Here is a 14,756-nt window from a genome sequence, read left to right on the forward strand (position 1 = left end):
TGGCTAGTTGTGGTGGTGTTACTATTTCAACCCTTAAAACTTATATACAGAATCAAGATGAAATCAAATAAGGACGCGATTCATCTCACGCTTATTTGAGAAAATAAAGCTTGAGGCTTCTCGCGGTTAAGCTAAGTGCGTAGCTGGCGATCGCAGGGTTCAGTTTTAGCTATTGTCTCCTGTGGTTGACACAACAACGGTTCTAGGTGCTTCAAAGCGATTAAATTCTTCTGGAGGAACTTCTGTAAGGGGACTTAAATCGTCAACGGAATTAATCACAGCTCCTAATAGCGGTAATTCTCCTTCCGAAAACTGTTCGATAGTTTCATTAAGCAGACTTTTCTGGGTGATTCCAGGACGAGTAACTAAAACAACCGCATCGATAAGAGACTCTAATAAGAGAGCATCGTTACAAGTAGCCAAAGAGGGAGTATCGATAATTACCAAGTCAAAACGACCACGAGCATCTCTAAGCAGTCTTTGCAATTCGTTAGATTCAATGATGCTCACTGCTTGTTTTTGTGGACCTGTGCTAGGAAGTAGATAGAGGTTTTCTTGCTCAGGGACTAAATTAATACAATCACCACGAGAACTATAGTAGCGTAATGGTTCGGTTTTAGCTTCAGGGGAGACTGTTAGATCAAAAACTGACGCTAAAGAAGATGAGCGTAAATCTGCTTCTACGAGTAGGGTACGTTTTCCTGCTTGAGCTGAAGCGATCGCTAAATTATAAGCGGTAACGGTTTTGCCTTCAAAGCGATTAATACTGGTTACTAGAATTAATTTATAGGATTCTGTACCAAAACGACGAATATTACTCCGCACTCGTTCATAAAAAGCTACATAGGGTGAATCGGGGTTTTTTAAGACAGAATGAGATATTTCTCCTGGTTGGTTAGCAATAGCAGGTATTTGTCCTAAGACTGGTAAATCTGCACTTCCGAGGGTTTCCCGTAATTCTTGCGCGGTATGGAGGCGATCATCTAGAGTAGCTAGTAGGAAGGTTAAACCGCTGACTGCTAAACCTCCTAAGACAACACCTCCACCGAGAATTAATAGAGGGTTAGTGGGTAATTCTAGGGTAGGAATCGCTCTCGGAACGTATGGCTCTTGTGCGATAACTAAACTACTTACTGTTTCTGCTTCAGCGGCTTTAGCATCAGTGAGAGCGGCTAAGATAGTTTGATAGAGGATACGTTGACTTTCCACCGTTTGGACTAATCGAGCTTGTTGTAACTGTTTATCGGGAGAAGCTTCGTATTCTTGACGTAATTGTTGTTCTAATTCTTCTAAAGCTACTAATTGACTAGTTAAACCTTCTTTTTGTGTTTGCAGGGCGACTAATTGATTAGCTAATTCTTGTCTAGCTAAATCTAGGTTACTTTCTTTACGAATATTTTCGGGTAAGGAGGTTAAGACTCCATCATCACCTATTAATTCTTCGGCGCGTTGTTGTAATAATCTCTCTGTGGCTTGTTGTTGATTATATAGCTCTACCATAGTGGGATGTTCTGGGCGCAGTTCGTTTTGTAGTTGTTCGATACCTGCTTCAATTTCCAGAATTTGTGCTCGTAGAGTAGCGATAATTGGGTCAGCACTAAGCACTGATGAAGTATAAGCTTGTTCTGGTGTTAAACCTAATTGCTTAACGATACTATCGATTTGAGCATTAATTTGCTCTAGAAATAACCTAATTTGTCTTTGTTGAGTTTGAGCACTAGTAATGCCATTAAATAGACTACCATCTTCTAAGGCTAACAAAGCCGAACCGTCGGTGCTAATATAACGGTAAAATAATTCTTCTGCTTCTGTCAGGTCGTTTTGTACCACTTCGAGTCTTTCATCAAGAGCGTTAATTCTTTCTCTAAGTTGATAACCATTTAACCAACGACTGTAATTAACCATCTCTTCCATGAAGACTCGCAGAATAAAACGAGACTGCACAGAATCTACAGTACCATTATATTCTAGGGAAATTAATTGTTCTTGTTGTGGGCTTCCTGGTGGTAGATTGGCTGTGCTAGGGAGGCTAACCTTTAATTGTCTAACTATAGCTGCGAGTTGATTATTATCTATATCAAGGGAATCTCTGACAGCTTCTAAAACTTGGGGAGATAGTAATAACTCTTGAGAGATCAAACTTCTTCCCTGGATTTGTACTTGTTCTCCTGTTGCGGTAAAAATAGGTGGAGGGTTACGAAAAGATAGTGTACCTAATGCTCTATAAGTTACTTGAGGTTGTTCTGGTTTAGGTCTAAGGGCTAAAACAACGGAAGCACCAATTATTAAGCTAAATAAAACTATATTGAGAAGTTTATGCTCATTTAAGGCTATTAAAAAGCGTTTGACTAAAGGTGGTGTCATATTTTTTAAGTTAATCTTATGGTTAATCTTGTCTGGGAATTGTTTCTACTACTATTTAAAACAATATTATATTAGCTTTTTTCCAAACTTTATCTTATTTGATAACCATATCCCCTCTAGGGGGATTGAAAGAAACCAGTCAAAAGGATCATAATAAGGGATTGAACAGGTCTGGTCAATAAACATGAAGCAAATAAAGTGGTTATCACCGTTATTATATTTGGGTATCTTAACTCAATCGGGAGAAGCACTAGCTCATGGTGCTCACATTACCTACCAGGAAGCCACTGGGATTCAGATTATAGCTACTTATGACCAAGGAGATCCCATGAATAATGCTCAAGTAGTTATTTATGCTCCTGATGATCCCACAACTCCTTGGTTAAGGGGTGAAACCGACTCACAGGGTAATTTTAGCTTTGTACCAGACGTTAATCAGCCAGGTAATTGGGATGTTCAAGTACGTCAAGCTGGTCATGGTGCTATGATTAGTATTCCTATTGGTGCTGCATCTTCTAACCCTGAAACGGAAATTATTACTGTTACTACTCCAGAGTCAGATTATACTTTTCGTCAAAAAATTTTGATGAGTGTTAGTGCTGTTTGGGGTTTTGTGGGTACTGCGTTATTTTTTTCGCGTCAACCTACTAAAAAAAGTTAAGAATTTATGCACATTCCTGATGGTTTTCTCCCTCCTAGTATCTATTTAGCTGGTTATTCTCTCACAGGAGTGACGACTTGGTATTGTTTACGTCAAATTCGTCGCGCTGCTATACCTCCTGAACAAGAAATTCCTAAAGCTTCATTATTAACTGCTGCTTTTTTTGTCTCTTCAGCTATCTATCTCCCTATTCCTCCTACTAGTATTCATTTTGTCATGAATGGATTAATGGGAATACTATTAGGTTATTATTCTTTTTTAGCAATTTTAATCGGTTTATTTTTTCAAGCCATAATGTTTGGACATGGGGGTATGACTAGTTTAGGTCTTAATGCTGTAATTATGGGTTTCCCTGCTTTAATTGCTTATTATTTGTTTGGTTTAAATTTTTTACCACTGAAATTAAGAAGTTTCCTGGTTGGGGCTTTGGCTTTGGCTTTATCTGCGGCTATTTTTACTGTTGTTATGATTAGTTTTATTCCCGCTGATATCGATGCTGATGTAGAAAGAAAAGCTATTTTATTTAGTTTAGTTGGTTATGGTATTCAGTCGATTATTGAGGGTATTTTTACGATGATTATTGTTAGTTTTTTGAGCAAGGTAAAACCAGGTATATTAACTGATAAACATGAAACTAATTCTTGATCAACACGCTCATCTAGATTCTTTGATTCATCGTTGGGAACAACGCTCTAAAATAGTCGCTTTATTTGGGTTAATTATCGCTTTTGCTTTTGTTAATCAGTTGTTTTTACTCCCAATTATTATAGTGCTTACAGCTATTTTATATGCTTTATCTAGGTTGCCATTATCATTTCTATTAACTCGGTTACGCTATCCTGGTTTATTTATCGTAGCGATGGTGGTTGCTCTTCCTTTAGTAGCGGGAGAAACGGTAATTTTTCAGTTGGGTTGGCTCAGTATTAGACAAGAAGGTTGTTTAGCTGTTTTGTTAATTATTACTCGCTTTGTTTGTATTTTAACGGTTAATTTAGTTTTATTTGGTACTGCTCCTTTTTTGACTACTATTCAATCTCTACGCTCTCTTTATGTATCAACAATTATCGTGGATATGATGTTATTATCTTATCGTTATTTGGAGGAATTAGCGGAAACTTTAACCACTATGCAAAGAGCGATGCAGTTACGAGGTTTTCAAGCTAATCGCTTTGATAAACGCAATTTGTCGGTTTTAGCTCGGTTAATGGGAAGTTTGTTAATACGCAGTTATGATCAGTCTAAACTAGTTTATCAAGCCATGATTCTGCGAGGTTATGGTTATAGTAAAATAATGCCAATTAATCAGAAAAATAGTGATATAATCAGCAGGGTTGCTTCTACAGTGACTCTGAGTATTGCGGTTAGTTTAATGATTTTAGAAATAAAGGTTAATGGCTGAAAATAACCTGGCTTTGAATATTGAGAATCTAGATTATGAGCTAGATAAACACACAATTCTGCATAACATTAATCTGCGCGTAACTCAACCAGAAAAAATTGGTGTCATCGGACCAAATGGAGCAGGTAAAACGACTTTATTTTTGTTAATGTGTGGGATACTTTCACCTAGTGGGGGAAGAATTTCTTTATTTAATCAAGAGGTTAAACCTGGTAAATTTTATCCTGATATCGGTTTGGTTTTTCAAAATCCTAATGACCAGTTATTTTGCTCTACAGTAAGAGAAGATGTGGCTTTTGGTCCTGAAAATATGGGGTTGAGTCCAACATCTGTTAAGCAAAGGGTGGAAAATGCACTATCTGTGACTGGAACTCTTCCTTTAGCTAATCGTGTTCCCTATCAATTATCGGGGGGTGAAAAGTGTATGGTAGCAATTGCTACAGTTTTAGCGATGCAGCCACGGTTAGTACTATATGATGAACCTAGTGCTAATTTGGATTTACGCGCGCGTCGTCGTTTAATTCGGTTTTTACAGTCAGCTTCACATAGTTATTTAATCGCTTCTCATGATTTGGAGTTGATTCGGGAAAGTTGCGATCGCCTAATTTTATTGAGTGGGGGTGAAATAGTTGCTGATGGGATACCTAAAAAGATTATGAGCGATCGCTCTTTGATGGAAGCTAATTGTTTAGAAGTTCCCGCTTCTTTGTTGTAAAAGCTAATGTTATAGTCTAAGATTGTGAGCGATCGCACTTTGAGGGATACCCATTCTGCGGATGGACAAATTAAATTTCATTTTTAGTACAAATGAATTGCTATAACTTTTGTCCTCAGATGCAAGATCTAAGTTTAGAGATACCCATCTCTTTTTTTCCTTGACTTAGTAACTTTTGAATGGTTGCTGGTTTAAGGGGTTTTTGCTGTTTATATTTTTGATGAATTAAAGGTTGTTCAGGATTTAAGATAGCTAAATTAATGGGCATTTGTTGCCATGATTTTAATGGTATAATAATACTTTTTTGACAGTCATAAGCAATTAAAATATATTCATTTTGTTGAACTAAATTGTTAACTTTTAGTTGACTAATTTCTTGAGAATTTAACCCTAAATAATTTAATAATAAAATTAACTTAATCCGCACATCGCATTTACTAAATGTATATTGTTTTTTAAAATTATCTTGGAGTTGTAAATTTAATAATTCAAATAAATGGGGATACTCTTTTTTAGTTAAGACTTTTTGTAAATCTCGCAGACGTTGTATAGGAAGATATGCTTTTATTTGTGGGTATAAATCAATTTGATTATTATTAACTAAATCCACTAAGGCTTTTTCTAATCCTTGGGGAGTGGTTTCAGTATCAAGACAGATATAAATGGTTAAATCGGGTAAATCTTGAAGATATTTTTTAATTAATTGATAAACATCATTCCAGTTTAACCCACCGCGATCGCAACCTAATTTAGGAAAAGCAACAGAAGTTATTCCCCATTGGGGGTATTGTTGGACAAAATCTTGTAAACCTTGTTCAATCCAGGAGAGTTTAGATGGATATTTCCAATGATTTTTAGTAGGAAAATTAATAATAATGGGTGTATAATCATCTCGATAATAACTAAGTTTGCCTACTTTAATTTCTTGTCTGCGACAACGAGAGACGTAATCTACATACATTTTGGGGAAACGTAATTTAAATTCTAAAGCTAAACCCGCACCCATAACCCCGACACAGTTAACGGTATTGACGATTGCTTGAGCATTAGTATTAAATACAGTAGTTTCAGTTTCGTGTAACATGAGTGTTAAAAATAGAGATTGTGGTTAACTTCTACAGTCACAGGGAGATGATTTAATTTAGAGAGAGTATTTTGACCATAACAGAAAACTTTGTTGATTTTAGCTACTGCTATTCTTGGATAAACTAAAACTTCAGCGCATCTAATTCTTTTACCATCTGGTTGATCACTCCAATGAGAGGATTGTCGGATTATCTCCCAATTTAAGCGAGGAAGATTGCTGAGATTAGCTTCATAAAAACTAGTCTTCTCCGAAGCTGCATTCCCATCACTAAAAACAGTATAAGGTTGAAATAAGACATAAGGATCGATTGCGAGGATAATCAACTTAGATTGTTGAGACCTACGTAGGAATAACATAGGGTTTTTGGGATTAAAATAAAGAGGGACGTATTGATGTAAAGGAATTCCCTTGATGATTTTACCATCTCTGAGTTGTTGTACTTGAGAATGGGAAATATCGGTATATTTAAGGTTATGTTGCTGAATGTATTGATGAGAGAGAAGACCACGGAATAAAATTGAGTCAAGATTAGCAATAGAGGTTATATGGTAGAGATATTCTATACCATATTTTTTTAAGATTGTTTGACCTCTAAAGTTTTTCAAGATTATAGCGCTACTTGAAAAGGGAATAGGGAAAAGACGGGGAGACGGGAGTAGGGAGCTTCTGAGTATGTTATCTAGAAATAATAAAACCTAACCCCTAACTAGCCTTATTATAGCATAGCTGAAACTTACTGACTTAAAGCTTTAAGAAATTGTTGTAAACTTCCGAGTAAACCTGATTTTTTCTTAGCTATAACAGGGGTAGGGGGGGTATCTTCAGAGGTACTCGGTTGAGTTAAGATCCGTTCTAAAGCTTCTCCCATGGGTTTTTGCGTTTGTTCACAGAGTAATTCATAGTTGTTATTATCTGCTGTTTCTACCCAAACTTGCCAAGTCCCGGGATAAACTTTGATTACTGCTGCTCCTTCTAGGGGTCTAAAATAGTAACAGGATTCTATGGTACTCAGGAAACGCTCTCGCAATTGACGCGCAGCTAAACCAATACCGACTATAGATACGTCTTCGAGTTGGGGAATTAGTAACACCACAGGGCGATCGCCTGGGAGATTACAGAGTTTTTCGACCTGGTTTACTTCTACCGCGGAAGGAGATACCACTAGGAATAATTGATCACTATCGCTAATTCTACGCTCTACAGGGCTACGAGACGTACCGATATCGGTAATTTTAAAGGTAGTCTCACCCCAATCTCTACGGGCTAAAGCTGCTGCTCCTGTATCGGGGAAGATTACTTTTAAACCTGAACCATAATCAGAGAAGATAGTGGTAAATTCTAGAGCTATTGCTTGAGCTTGTAGGGCTATTTCTGGTATAACTAGCTCTACTTGTACACGTTGATAACCATCAGCTAGAGCTGCTTTTACTGCTGTTTTGGCGTTGCTAATTGCTTCTTCTAAACTTTGAGGTACAGACATAATGTTAAACTGTGAGTAATTGAGGTTTGAGACGTTGAAGAATTTGTTTTAAGACCATAGCTGTCCAATCTATATCAGCAATCTGAGTATCTTTACCTAAAGTCAGACGAATTCCTCTAATTGCTTCACTTTGAGAGTAACCCATAGCTAATAGTATGGGACTAGGATTGAGTTTACCACTTTGACAAGCTGAACCAGAACTTATTCCTATTCCTGCGAGGTTAAGTTGACGTACCATGGTTTTACCAGTAATCTTCTTATCAAAATAGTTGGGATTAATAATAAAGCTGAGGTGATGAGGTAAACGATTGATTCTATCTCCTGTAGGGATAAGGTAGGGAGAATCTGCTAGGTGAGTAAAGAGGCGATCGCGCAGTTGTTGTAAACGTAGTGATTCTCTACTTAATTCTTGTTTAGCTTTTGCTGCTGCTGCCCCAAATCCTGCTATGATAGCTATTGGTTGAGTACCTGGGCGTAATCCTTGTTCTTGTGCTCCTCCGTATAAATGGGGTTCTATCTGTACTCCCTGACGTATATATAGTGCTCCTACCCCTTGTGGTCCATAAAGTTTATGACTAGACATGGAGAGTAAATCAACCCCAAGGGTTTCTACGTCGATATCTACTCTTCCTGTTACTTGTACTGCATCTGTATGCAAGAGAATTTGATTATTTCTAGCTATTTGGGCTAATTCTGCTATAGGTTGTAAAGTTCCTACTTCACTTTGTCCATAGATAATGGAGATTAAAACTGTATTTTTTTGTATAGCTGCTTTTAAGTCTAGGGGATTGATTCTACCTTGAGTATTGACTGGTAATTGGGTGATTTCCCATCCTGATTGAGCAAGGATTTTGACTGGTTCGCTAACTGCGGGATGTTCTACACTAGAGATGATTATATGTTGGGGTTGGCTATATTGTTTAGCTATACCAAAGATAGCAAGATTATTACTTTCTGTTCCTCCTGAAGTAAAGGTAATGTCTGTTGGTTGTGCGTTGATTAAATCAGCTACCTCTATGCGCGCTATTTCTAAAGCTGTAGCTGCTTTTTCTCCCCAAGAGTGTAAACTAGAAGCGTTACCCTCTAGCGCGAAGATTTCTTGTACTAGAGCGATCGCTTCTGTACAGGGTTTGGTTGTGGCACTATAATCTAGATAAATTTGCATTGTTTCTGCTGAATAATTTAACCTCCTGGTTTACATACATTGTAATCTTCATGAGAAATTACCGCTTCAGGGTTGACAAAACTACCATGGTCTCGACAAATTAAACGATAATTACGCGTGACTGGTATGCTGATGATAAAGCGATCGTGTCTAAGACGCTTCCCGTGAAAATCTCGGTAGTTTCTGTGATTTTGTAAACCTTTAATAATGGTACGCGCTTTTAAGACAACTTTCTTAGGAAGTGCACTTAAATCAATGGGATCATGTGCAAAAGTTGCCTCCCATTCTATTTTATGGGTTTTTTTGTCTTCCTTCTGAGAATGTTGAGCGGCGCATTGATGACAAATTTGACCATATCCTCGATGACCGCAGGAAAACCTCTTTTTTCTCTTGGACATACATTTACTCAGCTCTTATTGCTTCGATTTTCTCCTGAATTAGAAATCAGGATGGTGTATCTTAACTTGTTTATAACCTTATTTATAACTTTACAATAACTTTACAAAATTGAAACTAAGACTTGCTAAGACGCTAAGTTTCAAATATAGTGAAGTTAAGTCTAAATTAAGAGAAAATTCGTGAAACTAGTCCAATATCTACTCTTAAGCCTATTGGTAATCTGTTTGAACGCTTGCTCAGTTCAAGCCGAACAACTCAGAGTAATCACTTATAACGTTGAATCTAATCCCATTGAAAGAACTAATCCACGCTTAGTCGCAGAAGATATTAAGTTAATCCCACCTGCTGATATTTGGGGTTTAACAGAGGTAGGAAATGCCAATGATGCAGAAATTTTTACTCTCGCTATAGCTAGGGGTAATCCTAATTATCAGTCCATCCTAGGCACAACAGGAGGACGCGATCGCCTACAAATTATCTTCAATAGTCAAAGATTAGCATTAATCGATAGTCGAGAAATAGCTAATATCGGCGGAACACGCGCACCCTTGGTGGCTAAATTTAGGTTTCTCCCCAATAATCAAGAGTTTTTATTCGTGGTTAATCACTTTAATCGTGTTGACGCGGATAAAAGAGAGTTACAAGCGGAAAATTTACGGAATTGGGGGCGATCGCAAGGACTACCCATCATCGCTGTAGGAGATTATAACTTTGATTTCTCTATCTCTAGTCAAAGAGGTAACCAAGCTTTCGATATTTTCTTATCTGATGATACTTTTGTGTGGTTGAAACCGAATTGTTTAAGTAGGGGTAATTGCCCCACAACAGGAACACAGTGTAACCCTAGATACGATGGTATCCTAGATTTTATCTTTCTAGGCAATCAAGCCCAAACTTGGAGGGGGAGTTCAGAAATTCTCTTCAAAGATAAGCCGGTGTGTGAGAAAAGAAATCGCGGTTACTCCGATCATTATCCCGTAGAAGCAGAAATCCTGATCACCCCTGTTGGTACTAATATAACTGATAATGCTGTGGTTATCCTAGGGCTTTTACCTCGTCCCGAAGAAGACGAAAGTAACAACGAAGCTGCTATCATCGGTAATTATAGCTCAAATCCTGTTAATCTCCAAGGATGGCAGTTACGCGATCGCGCTCAAACTACTTGGGATTTGGACGAGTTAGGTATCCTACAACCAAGAGAGAAAAAAGAAATCAAGCGCAACGGACAACCAATGATTCTTAACAATAATGGAGACAGTGTTGATTTACTCAACCCCCAAGGTGAGATAATCGATTCGGTCACCTATTCTAGAGCTAAATTGGGAGAATACATTTATTTTCACTAAAATAATTGAGAATAATCACAAAAAACACCTATGCTAAAAGTCAAACTATACGCCAGCTTATTTAGTGCTGCTCTTATTTTAACCACAGGTTGCGCTCAAGAACAAAATCAAGCAACCGCACCCCAAGCTTTACCCGTTAAGTTAGAAACCCTCGAACAAACTAGCTTAATCAATAGTAGCCAATTTGTCGGGAGTCTCGAAGCCACTAGGACAGTCAATCTCGCACCTAGAATCAGTGGTAGAGTTTTAGAAATACTTGTACCTAGTGGAACTATTGTAACCAGAGGTACACCTTTAATGTTACTAGAGCCTGAACAACAACAAGAAGAGGTTAACGCTAGAGAAGCTAGGGTACAATCAGCTAGAGCGGATTTAGCGGCTACCCAATCTCAATTAATCAGTGCTCAAGCTCAAAAAGCCGAAGCAGAAGCTAATTTACTCAGAGCTAAAGCTCAATTAGAAAACGTTACCGCTAACCTGGATTTAGCCCAAACTAACTTTGCTCGTGCTCAGTTTTTAGTAGAAGAGGGAGTAGCTTCTCAACAAGAATTAGATAATCGCACTAACGAATTAAAAACCAGTGAAGCTAATGTAGAAGCTCAAGAAAAAACCGTCAGCGCTCAAGAGCAAGCACTAGAAGCAGCTATACAAGGTATTGAACAAGCTAAAGCTAATATCGCTCGTGCGGAATCACAAGTAGCAGCAGCAGAAGGTGAATTAGGGGTAGCTAGAGTTAGTTTACAAGATAACCAAGTTGTCGCTCCTGTTGATGGTGAGGTGGGCGATTATATCCCCCAAGCGGGAGATTTCGTTAATGTTGGTCAGGTTGTAACTACTTTGACTGATAACCGTGAGTTTGATTTACGTATTTTTGTCCCTGTTGAGCAAAGATCTTTATTAAAGTTAGGTCTTACTGTAGAAATTATCGACGGTGGAGGAACAGGAGAAGGTCAGACAGGTACAATTACTTTTATCTCTCCTAATGTAGATCCAACTACTCAAAGTATCTTAGCTAAGGTAACTTTTCCTAATGATGGTATTCTGCGTAATGGACAGTTTGTCACTGTCACAATCATCTGGAATGAACAACCAGGATTATTAGTACCAACGATCGCTGTTTCTACTCTCGGTAGTCAGAGATTCGTCTTTGTCGCTGAACAAGGGGAAGGGGATTCTGGTTTAGTCGCTAAACAGACACCAATACAAGTAGGACCAATCCAAGGTCAAGCTTATCAGGTAATCTCGGGATTAGAGCCAGGAGATCAAATAGCTGTGTCAAGAATACTTGACTTGTCTAATGGACGACCGATACAACCCGATAATACGCAATCTCAAGCTAATTAGGACAACTCCCATGACTAAACAGAAAAATTCCCTCAAAGACTGGTCTTTTGATGACTGGATGAATCACATTCTTTTTGGAGGTACTATTTTGTTGTTGATTTATTCCTTCTTCTTTGTATGAAGAGAATCATCTTATCTTCTCTAGCCATTTTCCTTTTAACTTCTCAACCTATCAAAGCACAACCAAGCAATGCTTTTACGGGAACCCCCCCAACTTTCGTGGGGGCTACTGTTCCTCATAATAGTGTAGGTTTTAGGTTGTCTTGGTATTATTTTACCACTAATTTACCCGTTGATTCTCAACAATCTTTGGGAAAACTTACTATTACTCCTGGTTCGAATTTTAGCACAATCGATTTTAACCTGAATGAAACTCAAGCTTTTCTTGGGAGTTTTAGAAATCGTGGTGAAGCTATTAATATTCAACAAGTCAATTTAGATCCTGATAATCAAACTATTGAGATTATTTTTGCCGAACCTATCCCCCCAGATACTGTTTTTACAGTTGGTTTAAGGGCTAGACAAAATCCAACTTCTGAAGGCGTTTATTTGTTTAGAATCTATGCTTTTCCCGCGGGAGATAATCCCATAGGCTTAGATTTAGGTGTGGCTAGGTTAAGTTTTTATCAATCTTTTTGGTAAGTAAATAGTATAGCGCTATAGAACAAAAAATGAACAAATTTGTGATAAAAATGGCTATGTATCCTCAAGCTCATTTAGAAAAATAAATAATAATGATGGGAGCTTTTCGCTCCCTTTTACAATTACTAATTAAGTTAGAGATTCTATAGTAAAAACTATTTTTGTTTCTTGAGTTTCTCCAGGTTCAGCTATTAGTAATTTCTCACCTGTATTGAGTGCATTACGAGGAGAACTCCAGGGTTCTAAACAATAAAAATCTTTGTTTTTGACTGTCCAAAATACTAAAGTACTGTAATTTTTATCGTATTCAATACTTAGCTTGAGTTGTCTGTGTTTATCAGTAACCGTAGCTATATTAGCTGAAAGATTAGTAAAAGCTACATCAATTTCTTCTCGGTTAAAATCAAATTCACCTGTGAATTGTTCCTTTTTGGTATCTCCTTTAGCTTGATATTCTGTGGCGGGAATCTCCAATAACAATTGACTTTTATCTGCTACGTAAAAATAAGGATGTATCCCAGTGGCAAAAGGCATTGATTGGTCAGAAAGATTCCGATGACGATAAACTAATTCTAGGGTATTACCTTTAATTGTGTAAATAAAGTCTAATTCAAAATCAAAAGGATACACTAAAAGAGTTTCTGCATTACTTTTAAGACTAACAGTGATACTTGCTTTCCCTTCTCTAGACTCTTGAGTCACTTCCCAGGGTAAATTACGAGCAAATCCATGTTGGGCTAACTTATAAGTCTTTCCCTCATACTCATAAGTATCATCAACCAAATTACCACAGATGGGGAATAATAGAGGAATACCACCTCTAACAGATAATTTAGGATCTTGGAATCTCTCTCTATCTAAATAAAAAATATCTTGATTTTGCCAGCGCCACTCGGTTACTATACCACCTCTTTCTGGTACAACGCTAATTTCGGATTGTCCTATTTCATCAGAAAGATGATAGGTTTTGTATAATGATTGTGTAGAGGCGATTTTAAACATAGGTTTACTTTGGTGATAATGGTAGATAAGTTGGTTGTAAGGTAAACTGGAACATTAGTCAAGGATTTTTTAGATTAATCTTATTAATCAGGGTTGTTGCGTTACTTGTGTTAGAATTAATTAAGAATATTTACTTAAAAAATAGCTTATAATAGCATTAGTAAAAGTTTGTTGGATTGAATAAAGAGAAAATGATGTCAGAAGAAATCAAAAATATGTCTAACAATTTTACTCAAACTTTCCGTGTTAGCCCCTCTCAAGCGGTTGTTATTGGTTTGGGTACAATTGTTCTTGCTCCTACTGTGTTATCTTTACTAAAACCTGTTGCTAAAGCTACTCTCAAAACTGGAGTTGTTTTTTACGAAAAAACTAAAGCTAATCTGGCTGAAACTTCAGAAGTCATTGGCGATATCATCGCTGAAGCTAAAGCCGAAGTAATCGAAGAACAAAAATAAGTTTTGTTACCACTTTCGCTACACACCTTAATCTTTTACTCCTCGCCTGGTAAATGGCGAGGGTGCTCCCGTCTTTCTAAACCTCTTCTCTCAGCAAAGAGGATTTTTCTCTATTATTGACGACTTCCCAGACTTCTCCCCAACGGGATTTAATCATACTCCTAATTTTAACCGAATTATACAACCGATTTGGGTAATCACCTTTAGATCTACTCATCATTGACTTGCTCTCTCAAATTTAAAGACAAAGATTCTCACTAGCTATTGAACCCATAGCTAGCTTTTATCTCTAAAAATATTATACTATTTACCCAAACTTATTGCAAATAATTAGCAATAGTGCTAAGATTCTTTCTAGTGGTTCTTTAGCATCTTTTCCGGGAAAGACACAAATAACCTCCTGTAGCAGTTTAGCTTTTAGCCCTCCTGTAGGGGGGTTGTTTCTTGTACGCAAAATGAAGATAGAACAAAGAATCAGGTATTATATCGCTCAAACATTGGATAACCCCGATATAGACTCTTATTTTTGCCTCAAAACCAAGGTTAAAACTATTTCTGTCTATATAAGTCCTGAGTTAGAAGGTAAAGCCCAAAAATTATTCACCATTTTGCAACATTATCCCATTGGTTATATCGTCAACGACTTGATGTATGGTCGCAAATTGTCCATTTATTTGAAACAAAAACAGGTATAAAC

Annotated in this window: 15 protein-coding genes and 1 pseudogene; 9 read left to right on the forward strand and 7 right to left on the reverse strand. The window is 37.3% G+C overall.

Translation table 11 applies throughout. From position 1 onward, the window contains the following. Positions 1–165: 165 nt before the first annotated feature. Entirely contained in the window at positions 166–2,364 is a 2,199-nt protein-coding gene (locus EA365_11780) for a polysaccharide biosynthesis tyrosine autokinase (protein ID TVQ43694.1), read from the reverse strand. Positions 2,365–2,548: 184 nt separating this feature from the next. Here EA365_11780 and EA365_11785 point away from each other — a divergent pair, with 184 nt between their 5' ends. Genes EA365_11785 through EA365_11800 form a run of 4 tightly spaced genes read left to right on the forward strand, consistent with a single transcriptional unit; the run spans position 2,549 to position 5,139 of the window. Beyond that, positions 2,549–3,025 carry a carboxypeptidase regulatory-like domain-containing protein gene (locus EA365_11785; GenBank protein ID TVQ43695.1) on the forward strand — a complete coding sequence of 159 codons (477 nt, stop codon included), beginning with the start codon at positions 2,549–2,551 and terminating at the stop codon, positions 3,023–3,025. Positions 3,026–3,031: 6 nt separating this feature from the next. After that, positions 3,032–3,670 carry a cobalt transporter CbiM gene (gene cbiM, locus EA365_11790; GenBank protein TVQ43696.1) on the forward strand — a complete coding sequence of 213 codons (639 nt, stop codon included), beginning with the start codon at positions 3,032–3,034 and terminating at the stop codon, positions 3,668–3,670. Further along, positions 3,654–4,424 carry a cobalt ECF transporter T component CbiQ gene (gene cbiQ, locus EA365_11795; GenBank protein ID TVQ43697.1) on the forward strand — a complete coding sequence of 257 codons (771 nt, stop codon included), beginning with the start codon at positions 3,654–3,656 and terminating at the stop codon, positions 4,422–4,424. The genes cbiM and cbiQ overlap by 17 nt, the downstream gene beginning before the upstream one ends. Next, positions 4,417–5,139, forward strand: a complete 723-nt coding sequence (locus EA365_11800) for an ABC transporter ATP-binding protein (GenBank protein ID TVQ43698.1) — start codon at positions 4,417–4,419, stop codon at positions 5,137–5,139. Before cbiQ ends, EA365_11800 begins: the two co-directional genes overlap by 8 nt. Before the next feature lie 115 nt (positions 5,140–5,254). Here the strand turns inward: EA365_11800 and EA365_11805 are convergent, their stop codons facing one another. The 5 genes from EA365_11805 to EA365_11825 are packed head-to-tail and all read right to left on the reverse strand — an operon-like array spanning position 5,255 to position 9,269. Next, positions 5,255–6,223 (reverse strand): hypothetical protein, encoded by a 969-nt coding sequence (locus EA365_11805; protein TVQ43699.1) that lies wholly within the window; start codon positions 6,221–6,223, stop codon positions 5,255–5,257. A 5-nt stretch (positions 6,224–6,228) separates the two neighbouring features. After that, positions 6,229–6,900, reverse strand: a complete 672-nt coding sequence (locus EA365_11810) for a DUF4433 domain-containing protein (protein ID TVQ43700.1) — start codon at positions 6,898–6,900, stop codon at positions 6,229–6,231. A 59-nt stretch (positions 6,901–6,959) separates the two neighbouring features. Beyond that, positions 6,960–7,706 (reverse strand): DUF1995 family protein, encoded by a 747-nt coding sequence (locus EA365_11815; GenBank protein ID TVQ43701.1) that lies wholly within the window; start codon positions 7,704–7,706, stop codon positions 6,960–6,962. Positions 7,707–7,710: 4 nt separating this feature from the next. Further along, positions 7,711–8,871 (reverse strand): cysteine desulfurase, encoded by a 1,161-nt coding sequence (locus EA365_11820; GenBank protein TVQ43702.1) that lies wholly within the window; start codon positions 8,869–8,871, stop codon positions 7,711–7,713. Between the two features lie 17 nt (positions 8,872–8,888). Continuing rightward, positions 8,889–9,269 carry a hypothetical protein gene (locus EA365_11825; protein TVQ43703.1) on the reverse strand — a complete coding sequence of 127 codons (381 nt, stop codon included), beginning with the start codon at positions 9,267–9,269 and terminating at the stop codon, positions 8,889–8,891. A 165-nt stretch (positions 9,270–9,434) separates the two neighbouring features. Here EA365_11825 and EA365_11830 point away from each other — a divergent pair. The 3 genes and pseudogenes from EA365_11830 to EA365_11840 all read left to right on the forward strand — a co-directional run bounded on the left by EA365_11830 (position 9,435) and on the right by EA365_11840 (position 12,602). Beyond that, a pseudogene (locus EA365_11830) lies at positions 9,435–10,268 on the forward strand (endonuclease). A 378-nt stretch (positions 10,269–10,646) separates the two neighbouring features. Continuing rightward, on the forward strand, positions 10,647–11,960 hold the full coding sequence (locus EA365_11835) for an efflux RND transporter periplasmic adaptor subunit (GenBank protein ID TVQ43704.1): 1,314 nt from the start codon (positions 10,647–10,649) through the stop codon (positions 11,958–11,960). Positions 11,961–12,077: 117 nt separating this feature from the next. Continuing rightward, positions 12,078–12,602 (forward strand): DUF2808 domain-containing protein, encoded by a 525-nt coding sequence (locus tag EA365_11840; protein ID TVQ43705.1) that lies wholly within the window; start codon positions 12,078–12,080, stop codon positions 12,600–12,602. Positions 12,603–12,731: 129 nt separating this feature from the next. Here the strand turns inward: EA365_11840 and EA365_11845 are convergent, their stop codons facing one another. Next, positions 12,732–13,604, reverse strand: coding sequence for an aldose epimerase (locus tag EA365_11845; protein TVQ43706.1), 873 nt, complete (start codon positions 13,602–13,604; stop codon positions 12,732–12,734). A gap of 194 nt (positions 13,605–13,798) precedes the next feature. Here EA365_11845 and EA365_11850 point away from each other — a divergent pair, with 194 nt between their 5' ends. Together EA365_11850 and EA365_11855 are read left to right on the forward strand one after the other, a co-directional pair. Next, positions 13,799–14,059, forward strand: a complete 261-nt coding sequence (locus EA365_11850) for a DUF5132 domain-containing protein (protein TVQ43707.1) — start codon at positions 13,799–13,801, stop codon at positions 14,057–14,059. A gap of 320 nt (positions 14,060–14,379) precedes the next feature. Next, positions 14,380–14,754 (forward strand): hypothetical protein, encoded by a 375-nt coding sequence (locus tag EA365_11855; GenBank protein TVQ43708.1) that lies wholly within the window; start codon positions 14,380–14,382, stop codon positions 14,752–14,754. Positions 14,755–14,756 lie beyond the last annotated feature (2 nt).

Origin of the sequence: Gloeocapsa sp. DLM2.Bin57 (assembly GCA_007693955.1) — a bacterium.
Taxonomy (GTDB): Bacteria; Cyanobacteriota; Cyanobacteriia; order Cyanobacteriales; family Gloeocapsaceae; genus Gloeocapsa.